Below are 21,894 nucleotides of genomic sequence, written 5' to 3'. Positions count from 1 at the left end.
CCCGATGTCTGTCGCCTGGCCGCCCGCCACCACCATTCCCCGCCTCGGCGTCGGCGTCGGACTGCGGGCGGAGATCGAGCAACTCGTCGTCGACCACGCCGAGCAGATCGACTGGCTCGAACTCATCACCGAGGACTACCTGTTCAACCCCCACCGCCGTGCCACTCTGGCCGCTCTTCGGGAGCATTTCCCGCTGATCCCGCACGGTGTCGAACTCTCCATCGGCAGCGCCGAACCGGTCGACGAGGGGTATCTCTCCGCACTCGCGGAGTTGGTCGCGCTCGTCGACGCGCCCTGGTGCAGCGACCATCTCTGCTTCACCCGTGCGGGTGGCATCGCGCTCAGCGCGTTGCTGCCGCTGCCGCGCACCGAGGAGGTCGTCGCAGCGGTCGCCGACAAGGTGCGACACATCCAGCAGGTCGTCGGGGTGCCGTTCCTGCTGGAGAACATCAGCGCGTTCATCGACCTACCGGGGGAGATGCCCGACGCCGAGTTCCTCACCCGCATCGTGGAACGCGCTGACTGCGGCATCCTGCTCGACCTGACAAACGTCTACAACAACGCGGTAAATCACCAGTTCGATCCACTGACCTATCTGGACGCCATCCCCCTGGAACGTGTCGTCCAGGTCCACCTCGCCGGTGGCACGTACGCCGGCGACCTGCTCCAGGACAACCACCGTACGGCGGTACACACCGAGGTGTGGGATCTGCTGCGCCACGTACTTCCGCACGCGCCGATAAGCGGCTTCATGATCGAACGCGACGGCAAACTCCCGGACGACTTCCCGGAGATCCTCGCCGACATCGCCCGCACCCGCGAGGTGATCGGCACCGCCGGTGCCGGAGTGGAGCAGCGATGAACACGCTCGGCTTCCAGACGGCCCTGGCCCGGTTGCTGGTCGAGCCCACACTGCGCGAACAGTGGCGCGTTGCTCCTGACACGGTGGCCGGAGACCTGAAGCTGACCGCGGAGGAGACCGAGTTGCTCGCCCGCATCGATCTCGACCGGCTCGACTTCACCGCCGGTGGCATCGAACGGGCCCGTACCCGCACCCTCAAGCGCATGTTCGCCGCGACGCTGCGCGCCGTCGGTGACCCGCCGAGCGCCGAACGGCTCGTCGTCGGTTTCGTGCGTGCAGTCGTCCCCCTCGCCGCGCGCGATGAGGCCGCCAAATGGATCAACGAGGGGAAACAATTCGTCGATCATCTGCGTCGGCTCGCCATCGCCGGGCGGGTGCCACCGGCCTTGGCGGAGCTGGCTCGGCTGGAGTGGCTGCGGGCGGACCTTCGATACGACCCAGACGCAGCTCGCTCAGCAGAGTGGGCGCACCTGCATCACGTCGCGGCAACACCGCCCGGCGCCGCGACGGTGCCACAGCTGGCCGCGCACGTTCGCGTGGCCCGGTTCGACGCTGACGTGCTCGCGCTAGCCGCAGGTCGCGCGCCAGCACAGTCCGGGCAGAGCTGTCTCGCGCTGGCATTGCGACCCGACGGTGTGATCCGCGCCTACCGGCTCACCCCCGAGGCGGCCGACCTGTATCAGGCCTGCGACGGCAGCCGTACGGTGGCGGCGTTGACCGCGACCGGGCCGAGCGGCGCGGCGGAGTTGCTCGCCACCGCCTGGGCGCACGGTCTTGTGCTCGAAGCGAATCCTGGCTGATCCCGCTGCCTCCGCGCTGACAACGGACCAGCGTTGACGCTACGGGTCCTGGGGCGCGGGGGACGGCCGCTCGCACTGCAGCTGACATGGGTGTGTCGCGGTGGAGGCCGTGGGGTGCCGGAGCCCTGGCGTTCCCATGAACGATCCTGTCCAGGCAGGGCTGGCCGTCACCGAGGTTCAGCCATGAGCGAGATGGGACCGCAATGGCTGTACCAGCGTCGCCCCGGGCAGCCGACTCTCACCGTCGACCGTCCGGCGATCTGCCTCCTGCGCGTTCCTTTACCGGCCCGCAGGTGGCGTTGCTGGTGAGTGGCGTGCTGGTCAATATCGGCTCGTTTTCGATCTATCCGTACCTGGCTGTGCTGCTGCGCGACCGAATGGGGATGGAGATGGGGCGCGTCGGGGTCGTGCTGGGACTGGCGACCCTGGTGCAGTTCGCCAGCGCACCGGCCACCGCGGCGTTGGCCGAGCGGGTCGGGCTGCAACGCTGCCTGCTCGGTGCCACCGTCCTGTACAGCCTTGGCGGGGCCGCTTTCCTCACCGGGGATAGCTCCCCGGTGCTCAGCGTCGCAGGGCTGCTGCTCATCTCGGCCGGCGGGTCGCTCTACTCGCCCGCCTACCGCGGTTATCTGATGAACGGTGTCGGGCCTGAGCGGCGCCCGGCGTTGGTGTCCGCCGGTAACGCGGCTGGCAACTTCGGTATCGCCCTCGGCCCGGTGCTAGGTGCCCTGCTCATCCGGTATCCCGATGCGATGTTCGGTCTTGTCACGGTGATCTACGTGAGCCTGGCCATCGGGCATCTTTTCCTACCGCGGGAGCGGCGGGGCGAGGACGACCGGTCGGTGGAGCCGTTCCGGCGGATGTTCTCCGGACTGGCGGTGCTCCCGTTCGCCACCACAGCCCTGTCCATCTACCTGTACATGCAGTTCTATCAGTACTTATCTAGCTACTCCCAGGGGCGGATGCCCACCCTGCTGTTCGGGGCAGCCATGATGGGCTACTCCCTCGGCTTGGTCTTCGTGCAGCCCCTGCTGGCCGAGCGGGTCGGGCGGATGGCCTACCGGACGGCGATGGCGGTCGGCTTCGCCTGCCTGGCCGCCGGGATGGCTGCCTTCGCGGGCGGGAATGGGCTTACCGTCGTGGCCGGGGTCGCCATCATCAGCGTCGGCAACGCGGTGCTGTTCCTCAAGAACGACCTTGAGGCGCTGGCGCGGTCGAGGCGCCCCGCCACCGTGGTCTTTGGCCAGCAGCGATTGGCCGTCGGGGTTGGCTCCTTCCTCAGTGGTGTGATCGGTGGGCATGTTTACGGAACGTTCGACCATGCCGGCATCCTTCCCGGGTTCTGGCTGGCCGTGGCCGCGCAGTGCGTCCTGCTGCCCCCGCTCCTACTGGGCACGCGTCAGTGGTTCCGCAGCGTCCGTGGCCGTGCGGGCCCGCGATGACGTCGTGGCTTGTCATGAGTGGCGGGAACCATGCGGGCCCTTTCGCCGACTAGTGCTATCGACGCCAACTCCATCCCGCCGGCTGAAACTTCCTGGGAGTAGATCTCGTGCCGCGACCACGTTCCCTCATCGCAGCCCTCGCTGTGTCGATCATGCTTACCAGCGCCTGCGGTGGCGGCACTGACGACGCCGGATCGTCCACCACGCTGCGCATCGGGTTGAGCGTCGAGTCGGGCGCGCTGGATCCACACGCGTTCACCGGCAACTTCCTGTTGCTCGACGCCCTCTACGAGTCGCTTGTCGTCTACGGCGAGGACGGGCGGCTGGAGCCGGGGCTGGCGCAGTCCTGGACCGTCGCCGAGGACGGCAAGCAGGTTACCTTCAACCTGCGGGACGGGGTGCGCTTCACCGATGGATCGCCTGTCGACGCCGCCGCCGTCAAGTGGAACTTCGACCGTTGGGTGGGCAACGAACGCTTCTCGTTCTTTCGCGCGTCGCAGGTCATCTCCGCCGTCGAGGCCCCCGATCCGGACACCGTACGGCTCACCCTCTCCGAGCCGTACGAGCCGCTGCTGCAGGAGATGTCGATCGTCCGACCCGTGCGGCTGCTCAGCCCGACATCGGTGGCCGACGATGGCACGTTCCAGAACCCCGTCGGCAGCGGCGCCTGGAAGCTCGTCTCCAACACCGCTACCGGCGCGGTGCTGGAGCGCAACGACGATTACTGGGGGACGAAGCCACGTCTGGAACGCCTCGAATTCACGGTCATCCCGGATTCCCAAGCACGAGCCGACGCACTCACCAACGGTGAGCTCGACCTGATCGGCGGCGCCTATCTGGCCCCGATCACACCCGTGGAGGCACAGTCCCTCGCCGAACGCGATGGCATAGAGCTGCTCACCGGAGCACCAGACGTCTCGATCATGCTCGGATTCAACCCGGACGGGCCCGCTGGCGACCGCGCCGTACGGCAGGCGGTGATTCAGGCGATCGACACCGCCGCGCTGGCGAGGACGCTGCTGCTGGGCTACGCCGAACCGGCCCGGCGAGTGTTCCCGCCGGACGTCCCGGACTCGGGTACCGACCTTCCGCTCGGCTACGACCAAGCGGGGGCGAACCGGGCGCTGGACGCCGCCGGATACACCCGAAGCGGAGACACCCGCGCCAAAGACGGCACCCCGCTGTCGCTGCGGTTGCTCATCCCCGCGACCCCGGCCGAGGGACAACTCGACCCCCGCACCATGGCCGCGGCCATCGCCGCCGCCCTGAAGGAGGTGGGCATTACTGTCGAGATCGCCCCGGTCGACGCCGCCGCCTACTACGACGAACGCGCTGAGGGCACGTACGACATCACATTCTTCGAGACCCTCGGCGCGCCGTACGACCCGTCGAGCTCGATCGTGTCGCTGTTCACCAGCGGCGCGCGGGCACCGCTGTGGGTGACGCCGCAGACCGAGGATCTGGTGAACAAGGCGCTGTACGCCCGCGACCCCGCCGCCCGGGCAGCGGCCTACCAGAACCTCTACACCGCCGTGGCCGCCGACGCCGGCTTCGTGCCGCTGGTCTACCGGCCGCGCCTCTGGGCCGTACGGAACGCCGTGAAAGGCTTCGTGATTCCGCCCAGCGATGTCGACCTCGCGCTGACCGGGGTCACTGTCGGGTGAGCGTACCCGGGTGGCTGCGCTCCGCCAGCGGCGATGTCGGCCGCTGGGCCGTCGACACCGCCGGTGTGCTCCTCGCGCTGTCCGCTGGCACCTTCGCCCTGGTCCTGCTGGCCCGTGGTGACCCGGCGGCGGTGCTGGCGGCGACCCGGGCCGGCCGTGCGGCCACGCCCGAGCAGATCGAAGCCGTCCGCGTCGAGCTGCGGCTGGATGCTCCCGCACCGGTCCGGTATCTGCGCTGGCTCGCCGACGCGAGCACCGGCGACTTCGGACTGTCGTTGCGCACCAACACACCGATCGGGCCGGAGATCGCCGATCGGATCGGGGTGACCCTGGGACTGGTGGCCGGTTCCGCCGTCGTTGCCCTGGTCGTGGGAGTGGGCGTCGGTGTCACCGGGGCGCTGCTCGGACGTGGCCTGCTGCGCGGAGCTCTGCGGGTCGGGGCGCTACTGGCCACCTCGGTACCGGCGTTCTGGCTGAGCTATCTCCTGGTACTTCTCCTCGCTCTGCGGCTGAGCCTGGTGCCGACCTCCGGTATGACGGGCCCGGCGAGCTGGGTGATGCCGATGGCAGTGCTCGGGCTGCCCGCAGCCGGTGCCCTCAGCCGGGTGGTGGCCGTCACGCTGCGGGAGGCGCTCGACCGGCCGTACGTGCTCGCCGCACAGGCCCGCGGCAGCTCACCGCTGTCCATCGTGTTCCGCGATGGCCTGCCAAACGCCGCCGGACCAATCCTGTCTGTCGCCGGATTCACCATCGGAACGCTCCTGGTGGGCACGGTCGTGGTGGAGCAGATCTTTGGCTGGCCCGGCCTCGGCGCCTATTTCGTACGGGCAGCCGCAGCGCGCGACGTCCCGGCGCTACAGGCCAGCGCGCTCGTCCTCGGCAGCGGGTTCATCCTCGCCAACCGCCTCGCCGACGTGATGCAGATCCTCATCGACCCCCGCTCCCGCCGAGACTCGGAGGTCCACGCCCGTGCGCCCCGACGCCGCCGGGACGGAGGAGGTCACGTCGCGGCCACCGGGCACAAAGCCGATGCTCGGACGGAGACGACATGACGGCAGGACATGGTCGGCGCGGCATCCCGGCAGGGCTGCGCACCGCGCTTGTCGCGCTGCCCCTGAGCTTGTTCGCGATCGCGGGGTTGCTGGCGCCGGTCCTGGCCCCGGCCGACCCAGCCGCCAACGACCTGGCGGCCAGCCTGTTGCCGCCGTCAGCGGACCATCTGCTCGGCACCGACCAACTCGGCCGTGACCAGCTCAGCCGGCTTCTGCACGGGGCACAGATCTCCCTGGCGGTCACCGCCGCGGTCCTGGGGATCTCGATGACCGTGGGGGTCGTTACCGGCACCATCGCCGGCTACCTGGGCGGATGGGCTGACCGGGTGGTCTCCCGGATCATCGACATAGCGGTGGCCCTCCCCGGGATGCTCGTGGCGCTGGCGGTGATCGGCGTCCGGGGCCCTGGTGTGGAGAATCTCGTCCTCGCGATGTCGGTCTGGGTCTGGGCCCCGTACGCTCGCATCGCCCGCGCCCGTACCGCAAGCCTGCGCGGTAGCCCGCACCTGGACGCGCTGCGGCTGCTCGGCGCCGGGCCGGCGCGCATCGTGGGTCGGCACCTGCTTCCGCCGGCCCTGGCACCGTGCCTGGTGTACGCCAGCACCGACGTCGGCGCCATCGTGCTCGGGGTCGCCACGTTGAGTTTCCTCGGCCTCGGCATACCGCCTCCTCAGGCCGAGTGGGGGCAGATGCTCATCGAGGGGCGTCCCTACCTGGCCTCGGCCTGGTGGCTCGCCTACCCGCCCGGTATCGCGATCACCGCTGTCGTGTTCGCCAGCAACCTGCTCGGTGAACGACTCGCGGCCGGTGCCGAGCGGCCCTCGATCCTGCGCTGGGTGCTGCCGCACCGCCTGCTCACCCGGGCAGCCGGCCGGGCAGCCTCCCGGCCGCCGGCCACCACTGGCGCGATTGCCCCGTCGACCATGTCCGCAGACGACCGGAGCGTGCTGCAGGTACGGGACCTGTCCGTCACCTATCGGCACGACGGCGCCCAACGTCGCGTCGTCGCCGATGTCTCTTACCAGATCAAGCGCGGGCAGATCCTGGCGCTTGTCGGAGAGACCGGCAGCGGCAAGACCACGGCGGCGCTGGCCCCCTTCGGACTGTTGGACCCCACCGCGGTCGTGACCGGCGCGGCACTGCTGGATGCAGGGGACGGTGCCCGTCAACTCGTCGGTCTGCCGCCGCACGAACGCCGCCAAATCAACGGCCGGCGGGTCGGCGTGGTCTTCCAGGACAGCCTCGCCGCCCTCAACCCCCTGCGGACCATCGGCGCCCACGTCGACGAGGCCGTCCGCAACGCCGGCCGGGGCAGCCGACACGGCGCCACCCGCCAGGTCACCGAGGAACTGCTCCGGCTGGTCGGCCTGCCCGACCCCACCGGGATCGCCCGTGGGTTCCCGCATCAACTGTCGGGCGGGATGCGCCAACGCGTGCAGATCGCCATCGCCCTCGCGGGTGAGCCGGACTTGCTCGTCGCCGACGAACCCACCTCCGCGCTCGATGTCACTGTGCAGGCACAACTGCTCGACCTGCTGGCCCGGCTCCGCGACGAACTGAACATGGCCATGATCATCATCAGTCATGACCTGGCGGTGGTCACCCGCCTGGCCGACACAGTGGCCGTCATGTACGCCGGTCGGATCGTTGAGACAGGGCCATTTGCCACCGTCATCGGCAAACCGGACCATCCCTACACGCGGGGGCTGCTCGACGCCGTACCCCGTCCCGGAGCGCCGCCGGGCACGCGGTTTCGCACTATGCCTGGACGCTCTGGTGCCGGTCCGGACGACACCAGCGGCTGCGCGTTCGCTTCCCGATGCCCGGTCGCCCTCCCCGCCTGTGTGCAGCGCCAACCGATACTGGTCGCGCTGGGCGGGGCGCACCGGTCCGCGTGCCTGCGCCAACCCGGCGGGCCCTCGCTGATGCCCGAGGCAGCCGTCGGGCGAAACGGAGACTGACCGGGTGTTGGAGATCGAAGGTGTTGCGGCCGGTTATGCCGTCGCGCGAGGGCGGCACCGCAACACCGTGGTGGATGCCATCACCATGCGGGTCGACGCGGGTGAGATCGTCGGCCTGGTCGGCGAGTCGGGGTGCGGCAAGACGACCCTCGCCCGCGTGATCACCGGGCTCCACCGCCCCGATTCAGGCTCGGTACGCCTCTCCGGGACGGACGTGTACGGCCTGCGCGGTCGGGCACTGCGCAGCCACCGACGGCGGATCCAGATGGTCTTCCAGGAGCCGTATCTCACTTTCAGTCCCCGCCAGACAGTTCGGCAAGCCATCACCGAGCCGCTACACATCCACCGCCTCGGCGACTCTCGTGCCCGGTCCGCCCGCGTGGACGAATTGCTGGACCTCGTCGGGCTCGATAACCGTGTGGGTGATCGTCGGCCGCAGCAACTGTCCGGTGGGCAGCAGCAGCGGTTGGCGATCGCCCGCGCACTGACCGTCGAACCACGCGTGCTTGTCTGCGACGAGCCGGTCACCGCACTCGACGTGTCGGTGCAGGCCAAAGTCCTCAACCTGCTATGCGACCTGCGCGACCAGCTCGGCCTTGCGTGCCTGTTCATCTCCCATGACCTCGCCGTCGTCAGGCAACTCGCCGACCGGATCGCGGTCATGCACAACGGTCGCATCATCGAGCAGGGTCCGACCGCGCAGCTCACCACCGATCCTCGCCATCCGTACACCCAGTCGCTACTCGCGGCGACGCCAACAGTCGACCTGACAGTGGCGTCATCCACGCACGCTCGGGAGGAAGGGGTGATCTGACTGGCTGCGACTCGTGGCCGATGGCAAACCGGCGAATAGGTCACTTGCCGCGCAGGATGGGCAAGGGCCGGACCCGCAGCCAGTCCTCGCCGACTACGACGATCGCTCCACTGGCCAGGTCGTCGGCGATTGCGGCGAGGTTCGCCACCAGGATCGCGATGATCTGTGCGGCTCGACGACCGCTGATCCGCCGCACCAGCAACACGGACGGTTCGCTGGCCCCGGAGGAGGCCAGCAGAGTGCCGAAGTCGGTATCTGCGGAGATCAACACCCGCTGTTCCTGGCGTGCCCGATCCAGCACGATCTCATCCGGTGCCGCTGCCAGGCCGTAGTCCCTGAGGTGCTCGGCGTCATGCCCCTGCGCGCGCAGACCTGCGGCAACCGCTGGCGACAGGTTGTTGTCGATCAGGAATTTCATGCCGCGTGATGTAGCGGCAGCTCCCGCTCCCGGACAGCCTCGGCGGCGAAGCGCAGCGCTTCCCAGACGTCTTCAACGGTCAGGTCCGGCAGATCTGACACGATCTCGTCCGCGCTCATGCCGTCCGCGATCATTGCCACGACCGTCGCGACCGGGATGCGTAGCCCACGGATGCACGGTGCACCGCCCATCTGGGCCGGGTTGACGGTGATCCGCTCGAAGTTCATGACGGCATGGTAACGCGTCTTGCCCCAGCCCGACCCCGGGCTAACCTGAGACCTGGCTCCCCATCAGTACCGGAGGATGCCGCAACAGGCATGAGGATTGCGTGGTTGGCCGCAGCCCGGGGCGGGGTCATCGCTGTGGGACGGCGCGGGAGCGCATGGGCTGGCATCCGGCCTCCCACAATTTCTGTGCTCACACATGCTCACAGCCCAAAATCAAATAGCCATCATTGCGCGACATGCGGCGACAGGGGGTCACCCAGCGCCCCACACTGCACTTCGACGATCGGTGTTGAGGTCTCGTGAGAACCGGCCTCTGACCATGTCAACGGCGGACTGGAACTGACCCCCTGGCGACGGATTGGGATTGACCCGACCCCCCGGGGGTTGTGTCGTTTTACTTGTCGCGGTCTTTTGCGAGGAGTTCTCGGCGGGCTCTGGTGCGGTAGGACTCGCCTGCGAGGGTGAGGACCTCGGCGTGGTGCACGAGGCGGTCGATCATCGCGGCGGCGACGACTTCGTCGCCGAAGACCTCGCCCCACCGCCCGAAGGGCAGGTGCGAGGTGAGGAAGTCTCTACAAGATCCGGGGCGGTTCACTGTCCGAGAGTTGGCGTTCGAAGTCACCACTCGTCTGGTGCTTCGTCGTGCGAGGGCTGCACATCCGGGCTCACCTAAGGTATGCCTAAATCAAAGAATACCATTAATGAAGATCGCGAAAACCGCTAGAAACCGCAGATCAGAGCCATGTAGTGGAGCGCGCCCGGCAGGATTCGAACCTGCGGCCTTGGGATTAGAAGTGGCGTTCGGGCCTTGATCTATACTTTCGACGCCTTCACTAGCTGCACGAACTCTTGCTCCAGCCACTCCTGCTTACTCCAGTAGACAACATTTCGCACCATGAATAGCTCCACGGCCAGCCAGCCAGGCCGAGGTATCGCGTGATTGCACTCGGAGCCGGAACGTTGCTGAACACCAGGGGCGGCGAGCAGCCCGACCGGCCGTCACAGCCCGGCAACAACTGTGGCGGCTGAGGTGGTGGGCGGCATCTGGTCACGCTGCGCGGCTCCGACGCGCTTGGCGTAGGAGAGCGCACGTTGGCCGCGCTGACAGTTGGTGGGCCAACTGGCATCCGGTTGTATGTTCCACTGCGGCTTCGTCGAAACCACTTCACTCGGCCACTCCGCAAGCCTCGCTCAATCTGCTTCCCCCAACCTTGGAGCGCGATGGTAGGCGCTTTCCGTAGACACGTCCTTGTCTATGCATAGGTCGTCTAGGAGGCTCAATAGGTTCGGATCGGGGGGAAGTGTAGCCCCATCGGTGCTCGGCGTACGTACTTTGGAACTGTGGCCGTAGTGAACTGAAATGTTGTCAGGGCCGAGCACTGAATGGAAGAGGTGGTTCATCAAGCCCTGCACCAACTCGTAAAAGGGCGAGTCATCTGGCTCGGTTCTGCCGTATACGGGCACGAGTTCCGAGTAGAGGTCTGAGGTCATAAACGTGGCTGGTGCAAGCCCTTCAGGACTGTTTGATGTGCCGGCCTCTGACGCTCGGTAGCCCCACGAGAGCGTGCCATGTCCAAGGATGCAGAGCGCTCTAACCACGTCTTTGCGGGGCAGAAGTTGGTTGACGCGGATGAAGTGCTCTACTGCTGCGTCCGTGTCGAATCCTTCAGCAAGATCACCCGCAACGACCGCCGAGAAGAGCGGGTTCGAAACCCAGTGTGTGCATGAGTTGCTGGTATCGTTCTCAACGACTCTATTGAAGGCTACCGGTGGCCGAAAAAGTCGGTGGCAGACTACAAGCTTGCGCATGGCTTCTTCAAGGGATCGTCTTGTAAGTGTCTGCTTCACCTCCAAGACTGCATAAGCTCCCTCGATTGGAAGATAGACCTTGCGTGAGTCCTTGCTCGGGCCAACCTTAATCGCCGGAAACCATTCTTCGTTGAAGATCACGACGTCGCAGTCTCCGGCGGAGAAGCCCTTGGTGTCGCTCAAGGAAGCCGCCCGAACTGCGTAACGTTTGGGCAGCAACTCTCGGAGTGCCTCGCGAATGATGTCCTCCACCGCCCAGCCGGAATCGAAGTGATTCTCATTAAAGCGCTTTTCGTAGGCTACTCGGCTAAGGATCTCTCGCTCAATCTGATGGCATCTACTGTAAAACGCTTGGTTCAAGCTCTCGGATGGGTGCAGCTTTGGCTGCCATGTATCAATATCGGGAGGGCCGCTGGTGCGTGGCTTATCCCGACGACGGTTCCGACTTCTAGGCATAGACGGCAAGATACTGGTCGGCTGTGACATGGCCAGCGAGGCCAGAGCCTGCGTTTCAGCCGTCCGAGCTTGACTGGTTACCTGGACGTGGCAACAGTGCCGTCGCAGGAGAGCTGAACCATCTCCGCATCTCCGCATCTCCGCAAAGGCGGTTTTGAGCTGCGAAAACAGTTGCGGAGACAGCTGGCCGGTGGTGGCGGCCATCTCCGCAGACTCCGGTGTTCTCCGCAAGATCGTGCGGAGATGCGGAGATCGGCTCTGCTCAATCGGCTTGATCTCCGCAGGGTGTTCTTGCTGGTGGTTGTGGGTTCGTGCGGTGTTGCGGAGATGCGGAGATGGTTCAGCGGTGTTCATCCGTTGTGGTGTTCGACCCAGAAGACGGCGCGGTCGCCTCGGTCGTTGCGGCCGGTGCGGATGACGTGGTGTCCGCGCCACCGTCCGGTCTGTCCGGTCAAGAGGCGGCCGAGTTGCAGTGGGTTGGGTAGGCGGCCGTTGTGGGTGGTGATGAACTGGCCGTCCCATGGGTCGTTGATGTCGCTGCCGAGGTGCATGGGTTCGGCGTCGCGGCGTAGCTCGGCGGCGGTGAGTGCTCGACCGCCGTGGCGGTCGTGCCAGGTGGTGAGGAACGCGCGCCAGCGCGTTTCGTCTTCGTCGATCTCGCGGACATCGGCGGCGTTGGTGAGGAAGCCGTCGATGCCGTGGTGGTGGAGGAATCCGCCGAGGGCTTGCGCCCACGGCGTGAACTGCCGCATCGACAGCCCGGACACCTTCGGTGCTCCCTGTCGGGTCCAGTCGAGGACCAGGACGAGTAGGTGCCACAGGACGGTGAGTTGGTTGGCGGGGTTGGTGATCCATTGGTCGAGGTGAGGGATGCCGAATGCGGTTTGGTCGCGGAGTTCGGGGCGGGGCATGTCGGGGTCGAGATGTACGCGGACGGTGCGGGAGGCCATGTCTCCGCCGACTTGGAGGTTGTTGCCGGTGGCCATCCATAGTCGGTCATTGACGGTGGCGATGTTGCGGGACGCGCCCAACTGCCGGTCGGACCAGACGCCGTTGGTGACGAGTTGGGCGAGCACGGCGGAGTCGATGACGGTGCCTTCGGCGAGGTTGTCCCAGATGACCACGCCGACTTGTTCGGCCATGACCGCGGTGATGGACTTGCGGAGTTCTTCGTCGGAGTAGGCCCAGTTCATGACGCGCTGGCCGTAAAGCATGCCCGGCCCGGCGGTGAGGATGGTCTTGCCGGATGAGGGCATGGTGGCGTCGATGAGTGCGAACGGGGTCAGGCTGCGGGTGAAGTGCCGCAGGATCGGCGTGGCGAGCAGGGCGATGTAGTTGGCCCGGTCCGCTGTGCTGGCCCAGGGGAAGTCGCGCAGGAAGCGGCCGAGCAGGAATCGGCGTGCCTCGGCTACCTGCTCGGCGGTGGGTTCGTCGGGCACGGTGGGTAGGGCGACTTTGGAGGCGAGGTAGAGGCCGGTGGCCTTGTCGTAGCCGGGTTGCTGCAACAGGGTTCCGTCACGGCGCAGCACCGGGGCACCGATGATGCCACGTAGCGGCGGCACGCCGGGCCACGTCTTGCCGGCCAGCACCGAGGCGAGGCTGTCCCGGGGCGGGGTGACCTCTTCTTCGTAGGTTTCCGGGTTGCCGGTGTCGCTTCGGCGGGTTTTGAGCCGGTAGACGTAGGCGTGTTCGGCCAGGAGCCCGGCCAGGCCGGCGGGGGTGACGACGCTGGCCGACACCGGCAGGGGCGAGTCTTCGTCGGCGGCGGTGGCCAGGCCACCGGAGACGGCTTCCATGTGCACGAGCTGCCCGGCGGAGACGTAGGTGTCGGGTAGCAGGCCGTTGGTGAGGGCGGTTTTGAGGACGCGGATGGTTTCTGGGCCGGTGCCGATCTGCAGCCGTTCGGTCATGCTGCCCTCCCGATGTTGGTCAGGTGGCGTGGTTGGCGTGCGCCGACGCGCAGCCCGGACGCGATCGTTCGGGCGATCTCCCCGTGTCGTAGCCCTGTTGACAGGGCGGCGGGTTCCAGGACGGCGTACACGTCGTCTTCGCCGAGGGCGCCACCGGCGGCGAGCTGCCCGAGGGCCACCGCCGAGGCGAACAGCGCGTCATTGCGTCCACCCTCGGTCGCGGCGGTCAGGTGGTCGACCTGGCGGCGGATCGCCGCTTCGAGGTATCGGCCACGCCGGTCCGGCGGCAGTGCCACCGCGACCGGCCGGCAAGCGGGCCGCGGTGGCGGGGTGAGTAGTCCGGCCAGCCATGCGGGCAGCGGCGCCGGGTCGCAGTCCAGCGCCACCGCGTATGCGCGACCGGCCACGGTGGAGCCAGCGGCGACGACGTAGCCGCCGTGGGCGCGGGTATCGACCTTCCACCCGAGACCGCCCCGATCACCATTGGTGTTGCGCAGTTCCGGGCCACTCTCCGGGTGGTGGTAGTAGAGATGGCTGCCGCCCCGTCCGGTGGTGACGGTGTAGGTCGGATCGATCGTGCCGCCGTGTCGGTCCGCCAGCACGCCGAGCACATCGCCCCCGTCCCGCGCTGCGGCCCATTCGGCGGGCGGGAAGTCGCCGGGGTGCTTGGGCACGTCGAGGTCGACCACGACCAGTCCGGACGGGCCGCACGCGATGCCGACGCCGTAGGGCCGGTGCGACCATGCGCGGCGGATGCGGTCAGGGTCGGTGGTGGCGCGCTGCTCCCACCCCACATGACCTGTACGGCAGCGGGGGTCGCGGCCGGTGCAGTCGTCGGCGGTGTGGTCGGGGAACGCGGGCCGCTTGTCGTCGGGCCGTAGCGGGAAGACGTGCCAGCCGCGAGACGCATGCGACAGGGCGGCGGTCAGGAGATCGGGAGTAGGCACGAGGTGCCTCCCTTCCATCGAACAAGCAAGGTCGGGCGTGGGTTCTCGGCGGGGCATGGGTGTGGATTCGGGTTCGGGCTGGCCTGCCAGGGCGGCCGGGGTGTGCGCCGGGCAGCGTGGCCCTTGCAGGAACGGGCGCACACCCTCGGCCGCGCCGCACGAGCGGGCTGCCGGGCCGATCCAGTGCTGGCAGGCCGAGGCGGTCATGGGTCTGGTCAGCGCTGCTAGGCGGCCTGCTGGTCGAGCTGCTCGCCGGTGATGGACTCGACCACGGCGGCGATGAGGTCGCGGGCGGCCGGCGGGGTGACGGCGTTGCCGAGTTGCCGGACACGCTCGCGTTTGTTGCCCAGCACCCGGTAGCCCGGCTGGAACGCCATGGCGAGTTGAATCTCGTGGGGCTCCAGCATCCGGAACGTGCAGTCCTGTACGTCGAGCTGCGGTCCGAGGAGGGCGTCGCCCTGGATCGTGGTTTGGGTCGGGGCCGGTTGGGCGACGGTGCGGGGTACGCCGGTGCGGTCGTAGGGCATGAGCAGGTGGTCCCAGCGGATCAGCGACTGCACCGATGACGCGGTCTGGGTGCGCAGCGGCTCGTCGACCGGGGTGGACATCTGTCCTTGGTCGCCTCGGGCGGTCATGTTGCGCATCACGAGCGCGTGGTGGTTGCCGGCCGCCGCGACGGTGGGCACCGGGTGGTCGACGGTGCGCGCGACGCCGTTGTTGCGCAGCGGCACCACCAGCGCTTCGGTGTCGCGGGTGGTGCGGGTGCGGAACGGGTCGGCCACGGTGCGGGCGTCGTCGTTCCACGTCCCACCCGCGGGCACCAGCATGCTGGACCCGACCATGCCGTGGTTGGAACCGTCCGCGACGATCGTCGCGAGGGGTTGACCGACGGCGACGGTGCGGGGACGGTCCGACCGGAGCAGGGTCAGGAACGGCGGCCGGGTGTACCGCTTGAGACCGGCCTCGATCCGCGCGACCGTCTTGGGTGCCAGCGGCCGGACGCGGTCACCGATGCGTTCGCCGGGCAGCGTCCAGTCGATTGCGGCAGCGGCCGGCAGCACCCCAGGCTGTACTTCGATGTGGCAGCGCGGGGTGGGGCAGCGGTAGACGTACTGCTGACGGTAGCGGCCGTGACGCCGGTCGGGCCGCTTCCACGCCTGCACCGCGCGGATCCGCTTGTCACAGGCGGGGCACCATGCGAGAGGGCTCGTCCACCGGCCGAGGTCCGGGCAGCGATTGCCCTCCAGATGTCCGACGCCGTACCAGCGGTCACGGGACTGCGGGGCGGGGTCGCCCATGGCCTGGGCGTACATCGAGTTGAGGTAGACGTGGTGCAGGCAGTATCCGGCGACGCGCAGCGCCATCGCCCAGGCGTCGAAGTACATCCAGTCCCGCACGTCCACGACGTTTTCGACCACGAACGCCTTGTACGGCCGGCCGCGTAGCTTCATCGCCTCCACGAACCGGCAGACGTCCCACATGGTCGCCCTCGACCGCTCGGCGGCGTCGTCGGGCAGCACCTGGTCGAACAGGTCCGGCTGCCGATCGGCCCGACGCTTGCCCTTGGCCTGTGAGTGGTTGGTGCACTCCGGAGAGGCCCACAGGATGTCGGTGGCCGGGTACCGGCGCGGGTCAGTCTGGGAGATGTCGGCGCAGTCATGGTCGGCGTCAGGGTGGTTGGTGTTATGCGTCTCCACAGCGAGCCGCCAATGGTTCGCGGCCATCCGCACCCGCACACCCGGAACCTGAATCGCGCCCGGGGACGATCCGCCAGCACCGCAGAACAGGTCGGTAACGGTCAACACCGCTCAGCCCTCCACCGTCTCGTCGATCCCAACCGACCCAGCGGCCGAGGGGAAGCAGGTCGGGCAGGCCAACGCGCCCCGGTGGTCAACCCACCCGGCGGTGTACTCGGCCCACCCGCGGCCTGCGTTCGGGTCGTCGGGCTCGGGGTCGGGCTGGCAGGCCGGGGTGGTGACCCACCGCTTGTCGGTGGTGAACACCAGCCGAGCGCCGTTGCTCGGGTTGTCCTCGGCGCCACCGATGACGTTTCGGGAGGGGCGGTGCGCGAGCACGCCGGGGGTGAGTCGGACGGGTGCGCAGACGATCAGGTAGCCGCGTTGGGAGTTGGTGAACCTGGGTGCGGTCGTGGTGGTCATCGGGTGGCCTTTCGTGGGCGGGGTCGGGCAGTGACGGCGGCGCGGGTGACGGTGTGCCGCAGGTCGGCGAGCAGCTCGGCCAGTTGGCGGCGGGCGGCCGGCTCGCCGGGGGCGAGGGCGACGCGGACACGGACCTCGGCGTGCTCGCGGCCTGCGGCGGTGCGGACGCGCACGAGGACGGCGCGGGCGTGGCCGGGAAGGTCGATCACGATTTCGGGTGAGCGGTGTTCGCCGAGGCCGCATCGGTGGTCCCGGCCGCACCACGGCGTGTGGTCGGCGACGCGGGCGGTCATCGGTGACCGTCGCGGTACTCGGCGCGGATGTGGTCGATGAGGCGGCGACCGATGCGGACGCGGATGCCGGTGCCGTCGCAGCGGGGGCAGTCGCGGCGGGTGCCGATGGCGGTGCGGTGGTAGCGGGCACCTCGGCAGCGGCGGCAGCGTCCCCACGGCGAGGCCGCACACAGGGCCAGGTAGCACGCTGTGTAACCGAGGGTGGTGAGGCTAGCGAGCAGCAGGATGGTGGTCACGGAATGCCTCCACGAGCCGGTTTGAGGGTGCAGAGGGCTCGCGCCGCTAGGAACTAGGGCGCTGGCCAGGGTTGGGATGGGTTGCTAGCGGGGGTGCTAGGTCTAGCGGGGGGTTCCGCTAGACCTAGCGACCCGTGGCTGTCCGGGTTAGGCGGCTTTGTCGCCTCGCCGCTTGTTGCGCTCCGCTACCGCATTGGTGATGTCGGTGCGGTCGATGCCGCGCCGGTTGGCGCCCTTGCCGGTGGTCGGGTCGGTGCCCCATACCTGTCCGGTGGTGATGCCGTACGGCTTGAGGGCGGCGGTCAACTGGTCGCGGGTGAGGTCGCCGTACGCCTCGGGGTTCAGCTCGGCCAGGCGCTCGGTGAGCGTTTCGGTCCACACCTTCGCTTCGGTCGCCGGGACCACGGTGAGGATGTCGTCGAGCAGCGTGTCCCGGCGGGCGGCCGGGGTCGGCGCAACCTGCCCGATGGCGTGCCCGGTCAGCGTGCCGGCGGCTTCCCGTAGGGCGCGGGCGCGGTCGGTGATCTTCTCGGCGGTCGGGCCGTCGACGTAGAAGGTGCGGACGATCTGCGCGTCGTCGGCCGCGCCGACCAGGTAGCCGACGCCCTTGTCCTTCTTGGCGAACATCGTGGCGCGGATGCCGTTCTTGTAGGCGCTGGTGCCGAGGATCATGTCGTTCTCGATCTGGCCCATGACCCGCAGGCAGAACCGCGTCCCCGCGTTCGCGCTGACCCCGGTGGGCAGGCTCTTGGCGTCCGGCCGCTGCGTGGCCACGATCAGGATGACGCCCAGGGCGCGGCCCAGCTTGATGACCTTCTCGGCCAGTTCCCCGGCTTCCTTGCCGAACTCCGCGTGCGAGAACAGCTCCTGAACCTCATCGAGAGCGACCACGAGCCAGTGCAGACCCAACTTCTTACGGCGAGCCAGTTCCGGGGTGACCTTGTTGTCCGGGCAGACCGCCTTCGGGAGTCCCTTGAGGACGGCGGCGCGGCGCTGGCACTCCTTGCGCAGCTCCCGCAACGCCAACAAGCCCTGCTCGGCGGTGTCGTCGTCCTGCCCCGACGCATACCGCGCGGACACCTTCTCCAAGGGGTCGAGGCCGCCGGTGCCCTTGAAGTCGAAGCACCACAATTCCGCGTACGGGTCCAACGCGGCAGCCAACACCGGAACCTGCGTGGCGGCGGTCTTGCCGTAACCAGGAATCGACCCGATCAGCAGGTTGGTGTACGGCAGGTCGATGGAGATGACCCGGCCGCGCGGGTCGGTGCCGAACGGCACCGGACGCCCCAAATCAAACCCTCCTGCCGTCTTGAGTAGCGGCCACGGCTTCGCGGGGGTGGCGGCCATGTCCTGATCCCCCACCCACAACAGCAACCGGCCCGGGTGCACCTCCGGCTGCCCTTCCGGCCAAACGCAGCCGAGGGGGCGGGTGAGGCCAGCGGCGAGCCGGTCCCGGCGTTCGATCACGTCTCCGGCGGTGACGCCTGGGGGTAGGTCGATGTCGGCTCGCCAGCCGGGGCCGTCGCGGGTGATCGGAGCCGTGAACGCGATGGCGCGGTTGCCCTGCTTGGCGATGGCCTGGCTGATACCGGAGATCCCGAGCACCGCCAGCGCCCGGACCACCACATCGGAGGTCAGGCGGGCCACGCGGGGAACAACCACGGCGGTGTCGAGCAGCGGCTTATCGGCAGGCTGCCCGGCCAGCCCACACAAGGTGACCAGCAGAGCGGGCACGGCCCACTGCGCCCACGTCGGCGCCCACAGCATCGCCAGGCCACCGGTAAGGGAGAGGGAGAGGGAGAGGGTGGCGACAATGCCCCGCCACCGCACCCGCCGGTCACGCTGCCGCGACAGCTTCAGGTACAGCTCACCCTCGCGGGTCTGCGAGGTGGCCTGCCGCAGCTGCTCACCCTCCCAGTCGAACACCCACCGGATAGCCCCGCAGGCGAGTCGCCACGCCCCGGCCGGGGCACGCAGGGCGAGCTTGCCGACGTACTTCGGCAGGCGGGTGGCGTGGTAGGCGGTGGTGTACAGCAGATGCCCGACCGCCCACCGCATCATGTCGACCAGCTCGGCGCGGGACCGCAGCCAGGCGGGCAGGATCGGGCGACGCCGGCCGGTACGCACGGTGTCGAGGGTGAACCGCGGCGAGCACTGCGCGGCGGGCGAGTCGACCAGCACCGGCCCGTCGTCGTCGGGGTCAGCGGTGTTGCGGGCGGCGCGGGCGGCGTCGAGGTCGACCACCTCCGCGTCCGGACTGTCGGTGAAGTCGCGTTCGGCGGCCTGCCAGTCGAAACGGTCGTCATCGTGGGGGGACGTCATGATGGGAGTTCCTCCAACGGTCTGTCGGATCGGTAGGGGGACCGGCGGCACAGCGGGTTTCCTAGGCCGTGAGCTGTGCCGCCGGGCTAGCTAGTCGTGCGAACGGACCAGGTGCGCCAACGCGGCACCCATCCCGAGGACCGCCACCGGCAGACAAGCGACGGCGGTGGTGATCCACCACGGGGCCGAGGTCACCCCGGCCGCTTCCAACAGGTGGTAGGCGACCTGCCCGGCCGCGCCGACCAGCAGCGACGCGATGGCCGACCACTTCGCGAACCGGCGCGCCCGCTCCGGCACTCGACCGGACAGCCACACGTAGAGGGCATACGCGCCGTACGTCTCCACCCCGATCGGCAGAGTGATCGCCGAGTTGATGGAGAAGCTGTCCCAGATCCCCGGCAACGGATGCACTACCCCGAACCCGGTGAGCCCACCGAGCCCGACCCACCCGGACCAGATCGCCACGAACGCGGGCAACGCCAGCAACACCACCGGCCACACCACCGCCCGCCGGCTGTCCACCGAGTCGGCCGGGACCGCCTCCGTCGTGATGTTGGTGCCCAGGTCTACGACGGGTGCTGCCTGCTCCGACACGACCGGCGGCATGTCGTCGGCGACCGGCGGCAGATCCGCCACCGGGGCCGGGTCGGCGATCGGGTCCGGGGTGGTGACGGCCGAGTCCGGGGTGGGCTCGGTGGCCGATGGGGTGTCGGTGCGGGTGAGGGCGGCGAGGATCGCGTCTGCCTTCGGGCCGCCCACCCGCAGTTCCTTCTTGATGCGGTTACGCGACGGGAGCTCACCCAGCCGGTCGGCCAGGTCACGGGCGGCGGGGATCAGGTCTTCGACCGGTCGAGGGAAGGCCGACAACGTGGGAGCGGTCATGACAGGTGTCCCTCCGGAACGTCAGTGCCGTAGATGAGCGAGAACAGGGCTTGTTGCAGGGCCAGCAGATCCGCGCCGCACCCGTCGTAGGACTCAGCCATCGACGGATTGCCGTGCTCGGCGAGCACCTGAGCCACATCCAGCACCAGACCGAACGTGAAACGGGCGTCGTTGGTCGGGCGGGGTAGGGGGTAGCGGCGGCTCATGCGGCCCTACCTCCCCAATTGGGCTTGGTAGCCAGCAACGCGCGGGCCTCTCGCAGCACTCGGCGCTGCGCCCGGCGCAACCGTTGCCAGTCCAAGTCAGTCGGACCGCCGTTACTGGTCAAGACCGTGATCTGGGCGTCGAGAAGCAGCACCTCGGCGTCGATCAGCGGCATTTCGCGCTCGATCTCGGCCAACTCGGTCCTGCTCGGCTCGGACCTGGGGAAGTCGTCGGAACTGGTCACGTTGTGTCCTTCCATCCTCGGGCCGCATCTGATGATGCGCTCCCTTGTTGCGCAACACCGTAGCGATACGCAGATCTGTTGCGCAAGGGGGTAGCGGTATGTTGGTGCGATGAGTGACGCGCGGGATGTGCTCTCAGCAGCTACGAAGCGGTATCAGCGAACCGAGGCGGCACATGAGGCCGCGCGCGAGACGGTGGTGGCGGCAGTGGTTGCCGCTCTCCGAGCGGGCATCGGTCCGGCGGAGGTTGAGCGGCTGTCGCCCTTCAGCAGTGCCTACATTCGGAAGCTGGCGCGGGAGCACGACATCCCGCCCGCGCCGCCCGGGCCAAAGCGGGCCGGTTAGCTCGCGGGCCGTAGTGCGTAGCTACTCGCGTCGACCAGGCCGTGCGTCAGTGCGATCTCCTCCATGTCGTCAATGGCGCGGGCGGGGATCACGAAGCGCCCCCGGACCTTGATGGCCGGGAACTGCCCGGCGTGGATCGCGCGGTACAGCGTCACCTCCGACATGCCGAGGATCGCTGCGGTGTCCGCCACCGATCGAAAACGAGGGCGATCCTGCCGAGCGGTGAGGGGTTCAGCCACGGGACTCTCCTCAGTAGTCTGTGGTTATCGTTCGTGTTGGCTTGCTGGCACCCAGTGAAGTCGAAGACGGGCGATCCGCCCATGCAAGGCCAGTGCAACGGCGCGGCAATCCGATGCAACACGCACGGGGGACCACGGTGGCGACGGTGGATCAGTGGACAGGGCGCCTTGCCTGCTCGCTACAGGCCGCCGCAGGCATGACCAACGAGAGATTCGCCGGTTGGCTCGGCATCGCGGTGCGGACCGTCGCCTACTGGCACAGCCGGCCGGACACCGTGCTGGGTAACGCCAATCAAGAACTGCTGAATGCCGCACTGGACCGGCTCGCCGACTCGGCACGGTCGCGCTTCTACATGAGCATCAGCCGGACGTCAACCGATGAGGGAAGCAGCGGTAGCGGCGCCGTTGTTGGTGATTTCGTGAGCGACGCTGCCGACGCAATCGCGAATGACTCGCTGTTGGCGAGCATCGGAGTACCGCATGACTCCATCGAAGCATTGCAGCAGGACATGGCGCTTTTGGCGCGGTCGGGCGGGATGGCTGCCTTCGACATTTTTTCGAGCGCACGGCGGCTGCGCGATGAGGCGCGGACGCTCGCCGAGTGAACCCG

At 68.4% G+C, this 21,894-nt stretch carries 22 protein-coding genes and 1 pseudogene; 8 read left to right on the top strand and 15 right to left on the bottom strand.

Annotation, left to right across the window (positions count from 1 at the left end; genetic code table 11):
* The first annotated feature begins 4 nt into the window (after positions 1 to 4).
* The 7 genes from ENC19_RS13205 to ENC19_RS13175 all read left to right on the top strand — a co-directional run bounded on the left by ENC19_RS13205 (position 5) and on the right by ENC19_RS13175 (position 8,595).
* On the top strand, positions 5 to 862 hold the full coding sequence (locus ENC19_RS13205; protein ID WP_164447492.1) for a DUF692 domain-containing protein: 858 nt from the start codon (positions 5 to 7) through the stop codon (positions 860 to 862).
* A complete protein-coding gene (locus ENC19_RS13200) occupies positions 859 to 1,662 on the top strand; it encodes a hypothetical protein (RefSeq protein ID WP_164447491.1) in 804 nt (267 codons plus the stop codon). The genes ENC19_RS13205 and ENC19_RS13200 overlap by 4 nt, the downstream gene beginning before the upstream one ends.
* A gap of 293 nt (positions 1,663 to 1,955) precedes the next feature.
* Positions 1,956 to 3,104, top strand: coding sequence for an MFS transporter (locus ENC19_RS13195; RefSeq protein ID WP_208020894.1), 1,149 nt, complete (start codon positions 1,956 to 1,958; stop codon positions 3,102 to 3,104).
* A 152-nt stretch (positions 3,105 to 3,256) separates the two neighbouring features.
* Entirely contained in the window at positions 3,257 to 4,768 is a 1,512-nt protein-coding gene (locus ENC19_RS13190; protein WP_164447489.1) for an ABC transporter substrate-binding protein, read from the top strand.
* Positions 4,765 to 5,820 (top strand): ABC transporter permease, encoded by a 1,056-nt coding sequence (locus ENC19_RS13185; RefSeq protein ID WP_164447488.1) that lies wholly within the window; start codon positions 4,765 to 4,767, stop codon positions 5,818 to 5,820. The genes ENC19_RS13190 and ENC19_RS13185 overlap by 4 nt, the downstream gene beginning before the upstream one ends.
* On the top strand, positions 5,817 to 7,781 hold the full coding sequence (locus ENC19_RS13180) for a dipeptide/oligopeptide/nickel ABC transporter permease/ATP-binding protein (protein ID WP_164447487.1): 1,965 nt from the start codon (positions 5,817 to 5,819) through the stop codon (positions 7,779 to 7,781). The genes ENC19_RS13185 and ENC19_RS13180 overlap by 4 nt, the downstream gene beginning before the upstream one ends.
* Before the next feature lie 4 nt (positions 7,782 to 7,785).
* A complete protein-coding gene (locus tag ENC19_RS13175) occupies positions 7,786 to 8,595 on the top strand; it encodes an ATP-binding cassette domain-containing protein (protein WP_164447486.1) in 810 nt (269 codons plus the stop codon).
* 40 nt (positions 8,596 to 8,635) lie between these two features.
* On the opposite strand, the gene ENC19_RS13170 is transcribed toward ENC19_RS13175, so the two are convergent.
* From ENC19_RS13170 to ENC19_RS13100, 15 genes and pseudogenes are all read right to left on the bottom strand, one after another.
* Positions 8,636 to 9,013 (bottom strand): DUF5615 family PIN-like protein, encoded by a 378-nt coding sequence (locus ENC19_RS13170; protein WP_164447485.1) that lies wholly within the window; start codon positions 9,011 to 9,013, stop codon positions 8,636 to 8,638.
* Positions 9,010 to 9,240, bottom strand: a complete 231-nt coding sequence (locus ENC19_RS13165; RefSeq protein WP_117228534.1) for a DUF433 domain-containing protein — start codon at positions 9,238 to 9,240, stop codon at positions 9,010 to 9,012. The genes ENC19_RS13170 and ENC19_RS13165 overlap by 4 nt, the downstream gene beginning before the upstream one ends.
* Before the next feature lie 394 nt (positions 9,241 to 9,634).
* Positions 9,635 to 9,805: pseudogene (locus ENC19_RS13160) on the bottom strand (ATP-binding protein); the annotation flags it as partial.
* Positions 9,806 to 10,431: 626 nt separating this feature from the next.
* Positions 10,432 to 11,709, bottom strand: coding sequence for a DUF6602 domain-containing protein (locus tag ENC19_RS13155; protein WP_164447484.1), 1,278 nt, complete (start codon positions 11,707 to 11,709; stop codon positions 10,432 to 10,434).
* Between the two features lie 146 nt (positions 11,710 to 11,855).
* Positions 11,856 to 13,415 carry a hypothetical protein gene (locus ENC19_RS13150; protein ID WP_164447483.1) on the bottom strand — a complete coding sequence of 520 codons (1,560 nt, stop codon included), beginning with the start codon at positions 13,413 to 13,415 and terminating at the stop codon, positions 11,856 to 11,858.
* Positions 13,412 to 14,380, bottom strand: a complete 969-nt coding sequence (locus ENC19_RS13145) for a bifunctional DNA primase/polymerase (protein ID WP_164447482.1) — start codon at positions 14,378 to 14,380, stop codon at positions 13,412 to 13,414. Before ENC19_RS13145 ends, ENC19_RS13150 begins: the two co-directional genes overlap by 4 nt.
* Positions 14,381 to 14,586: 206 nt before the next feature.
* A complete protein-coding gene (locus tag ENC19_RS13140) occupies positions 14,587 to 16,167 on the bottom strand; it encodes a DNA cytosine methyltransferase (RefSeq protein ID WP_164447481.1) in 1,581 nt (526 codons plus the stop codon).
* Positions 16,168 to 16,170: 3 nt separating this feature from the next.
* Positions 16,171 to 16,521 carry a hypothetical protein gene (locus ENC19_RS13135; RefSeq protein WP_164447480.1) on the bottom strand — a complete coding sequence of 117 codons (351 nt, stop codon included), beginning with the start codon at positions 16,519 to 16,521 and terminating at the stop codon, positions 16,171 to 16,173.
* Complete coding sequence (locus ENC19_RS13130) at positions 16,518 to 16,814, bottom strand: hypothetical protein (RefSeq protein WP_164447479.1); 297 nt, start codon at positions 16,812 to 16,814, stop codon at positions 16,518 to 16,520. The genes ENC19_RS13135 and ENC19_RS13130 overlap by 4 nt, the downstream gene beginning before the upstream one ends.
* A complete protein-coding gene (locus tag ENC19_RS13125) occupies positions 16,811 to 17,050 on the bottom strand; it encodes a hypothetical protein (RefSeq protein WP_164447478.1) in 240 nt (79 codons plus the stop codon). The genes ENC19_RS13130 and ENC19_RS13125 overlap by 4 nt, the downstream gene beginning before the upstream one ends.
* 147 nt (positions 17,051 to 17,197) lie before the next feature.
* A complete protein-coding gene (locus ENC19_RS13120; RefSeq protein ID WP_164447477.1) occupies positions 17,198 to 19,372 on the bottom strand; it encodes an FtsK/SpoIIIE domain-containing protein in 2,175 nt (724 codons plus the stop codon).
* A gap of 90 nt (positions 19,373 to 19,462) precedes the next feature.
* The gene (locus tag ENC19_RS13115; protein ID WP_164447476.1) at positions 19,463 to 20,254 is read right to left on the bottom strand and encodes an ABC transporter permease; all 792 of its coding nucleotides are present in this window, start codon (positions 20,252 to 20,254) and stop codon (positions 19,463 to 19,465) included.
* Positions 20,251 to 20,460 carry a hypothetical protein gene (locus tag ENC19_RS13110; protein WP_164447475.1) on the bottom strand — a complete coding sequence of 70 codons (210 nt, stop codon included), beginning with the start codon at positions 20,458 to 20,460 and terminating at the stop codon, positions 20,251 to 20,253. Before ENC19_RS13110 ends, ENC19_RS13115 begins: the two co-directional genes overlap by 4 nt.
* Positions 20,457 to 20,717, bottom strand: coding sequence for a DUF6284 family protein (locus tag ENC19_RS13105; protein WP_164447474.1), 261 nt, complete (start codon positions 20,715 to 20,717; stop codon positions 20,457 to 20,459). The genes ENC19_RS13110 and ENC19_RS13105 overlap by 4 nt, the downstream gene beginning before the upstream one ends.
* 324 nt (positions 20,718 to 21,041) lie before the next feature.
* Positions 21,042 to 21,284: a helix-turn-helix domain-containing protein gene (locus ENC19_RS13100; RefSeq protein WP_164447473.1), complete on the bottom strand. Its 243-nt coding sequence runs from the start codon at positions 21,282 to 21,284 to the stop codon at positions 21,042 to 21,044.
* Positions 21,285 to 21,430: 146 nt separating this feature from the next.
* On the opposite strand from ENC19_RS13100, the gene ENC19_RS30225 reads away from it, so the two are divergent.
* Positions 21,431 to 21,889 (top strand): hypothetical protein, encoded by a 459-nt coding sequence (locus tag ENC19_RS30225; RefSeq protein WP_235944774.1) that lies wholly within the window; start codon positions 21,431 to 21,433, stop codon positions 21,887 to 21,889.
* Positions 21,890 to 21,894 lie beyond the last annotated feature (5 nt).

The sequence above is a fragment of the Verrucosispora sioxanthis genome (assembly GCF_010560025.1).
Classification (GTDB): Bacteria; Actinomycetota; Actinomycetes; order Mycobacteriales; family Micromonosporaceae; genus Micromonospora; species Micromonospora palythoicola.
Note: the sequence above shows the minus strand (reverse complement) of the source record. Positions and strands in the feature narration are given on the sequence as shown.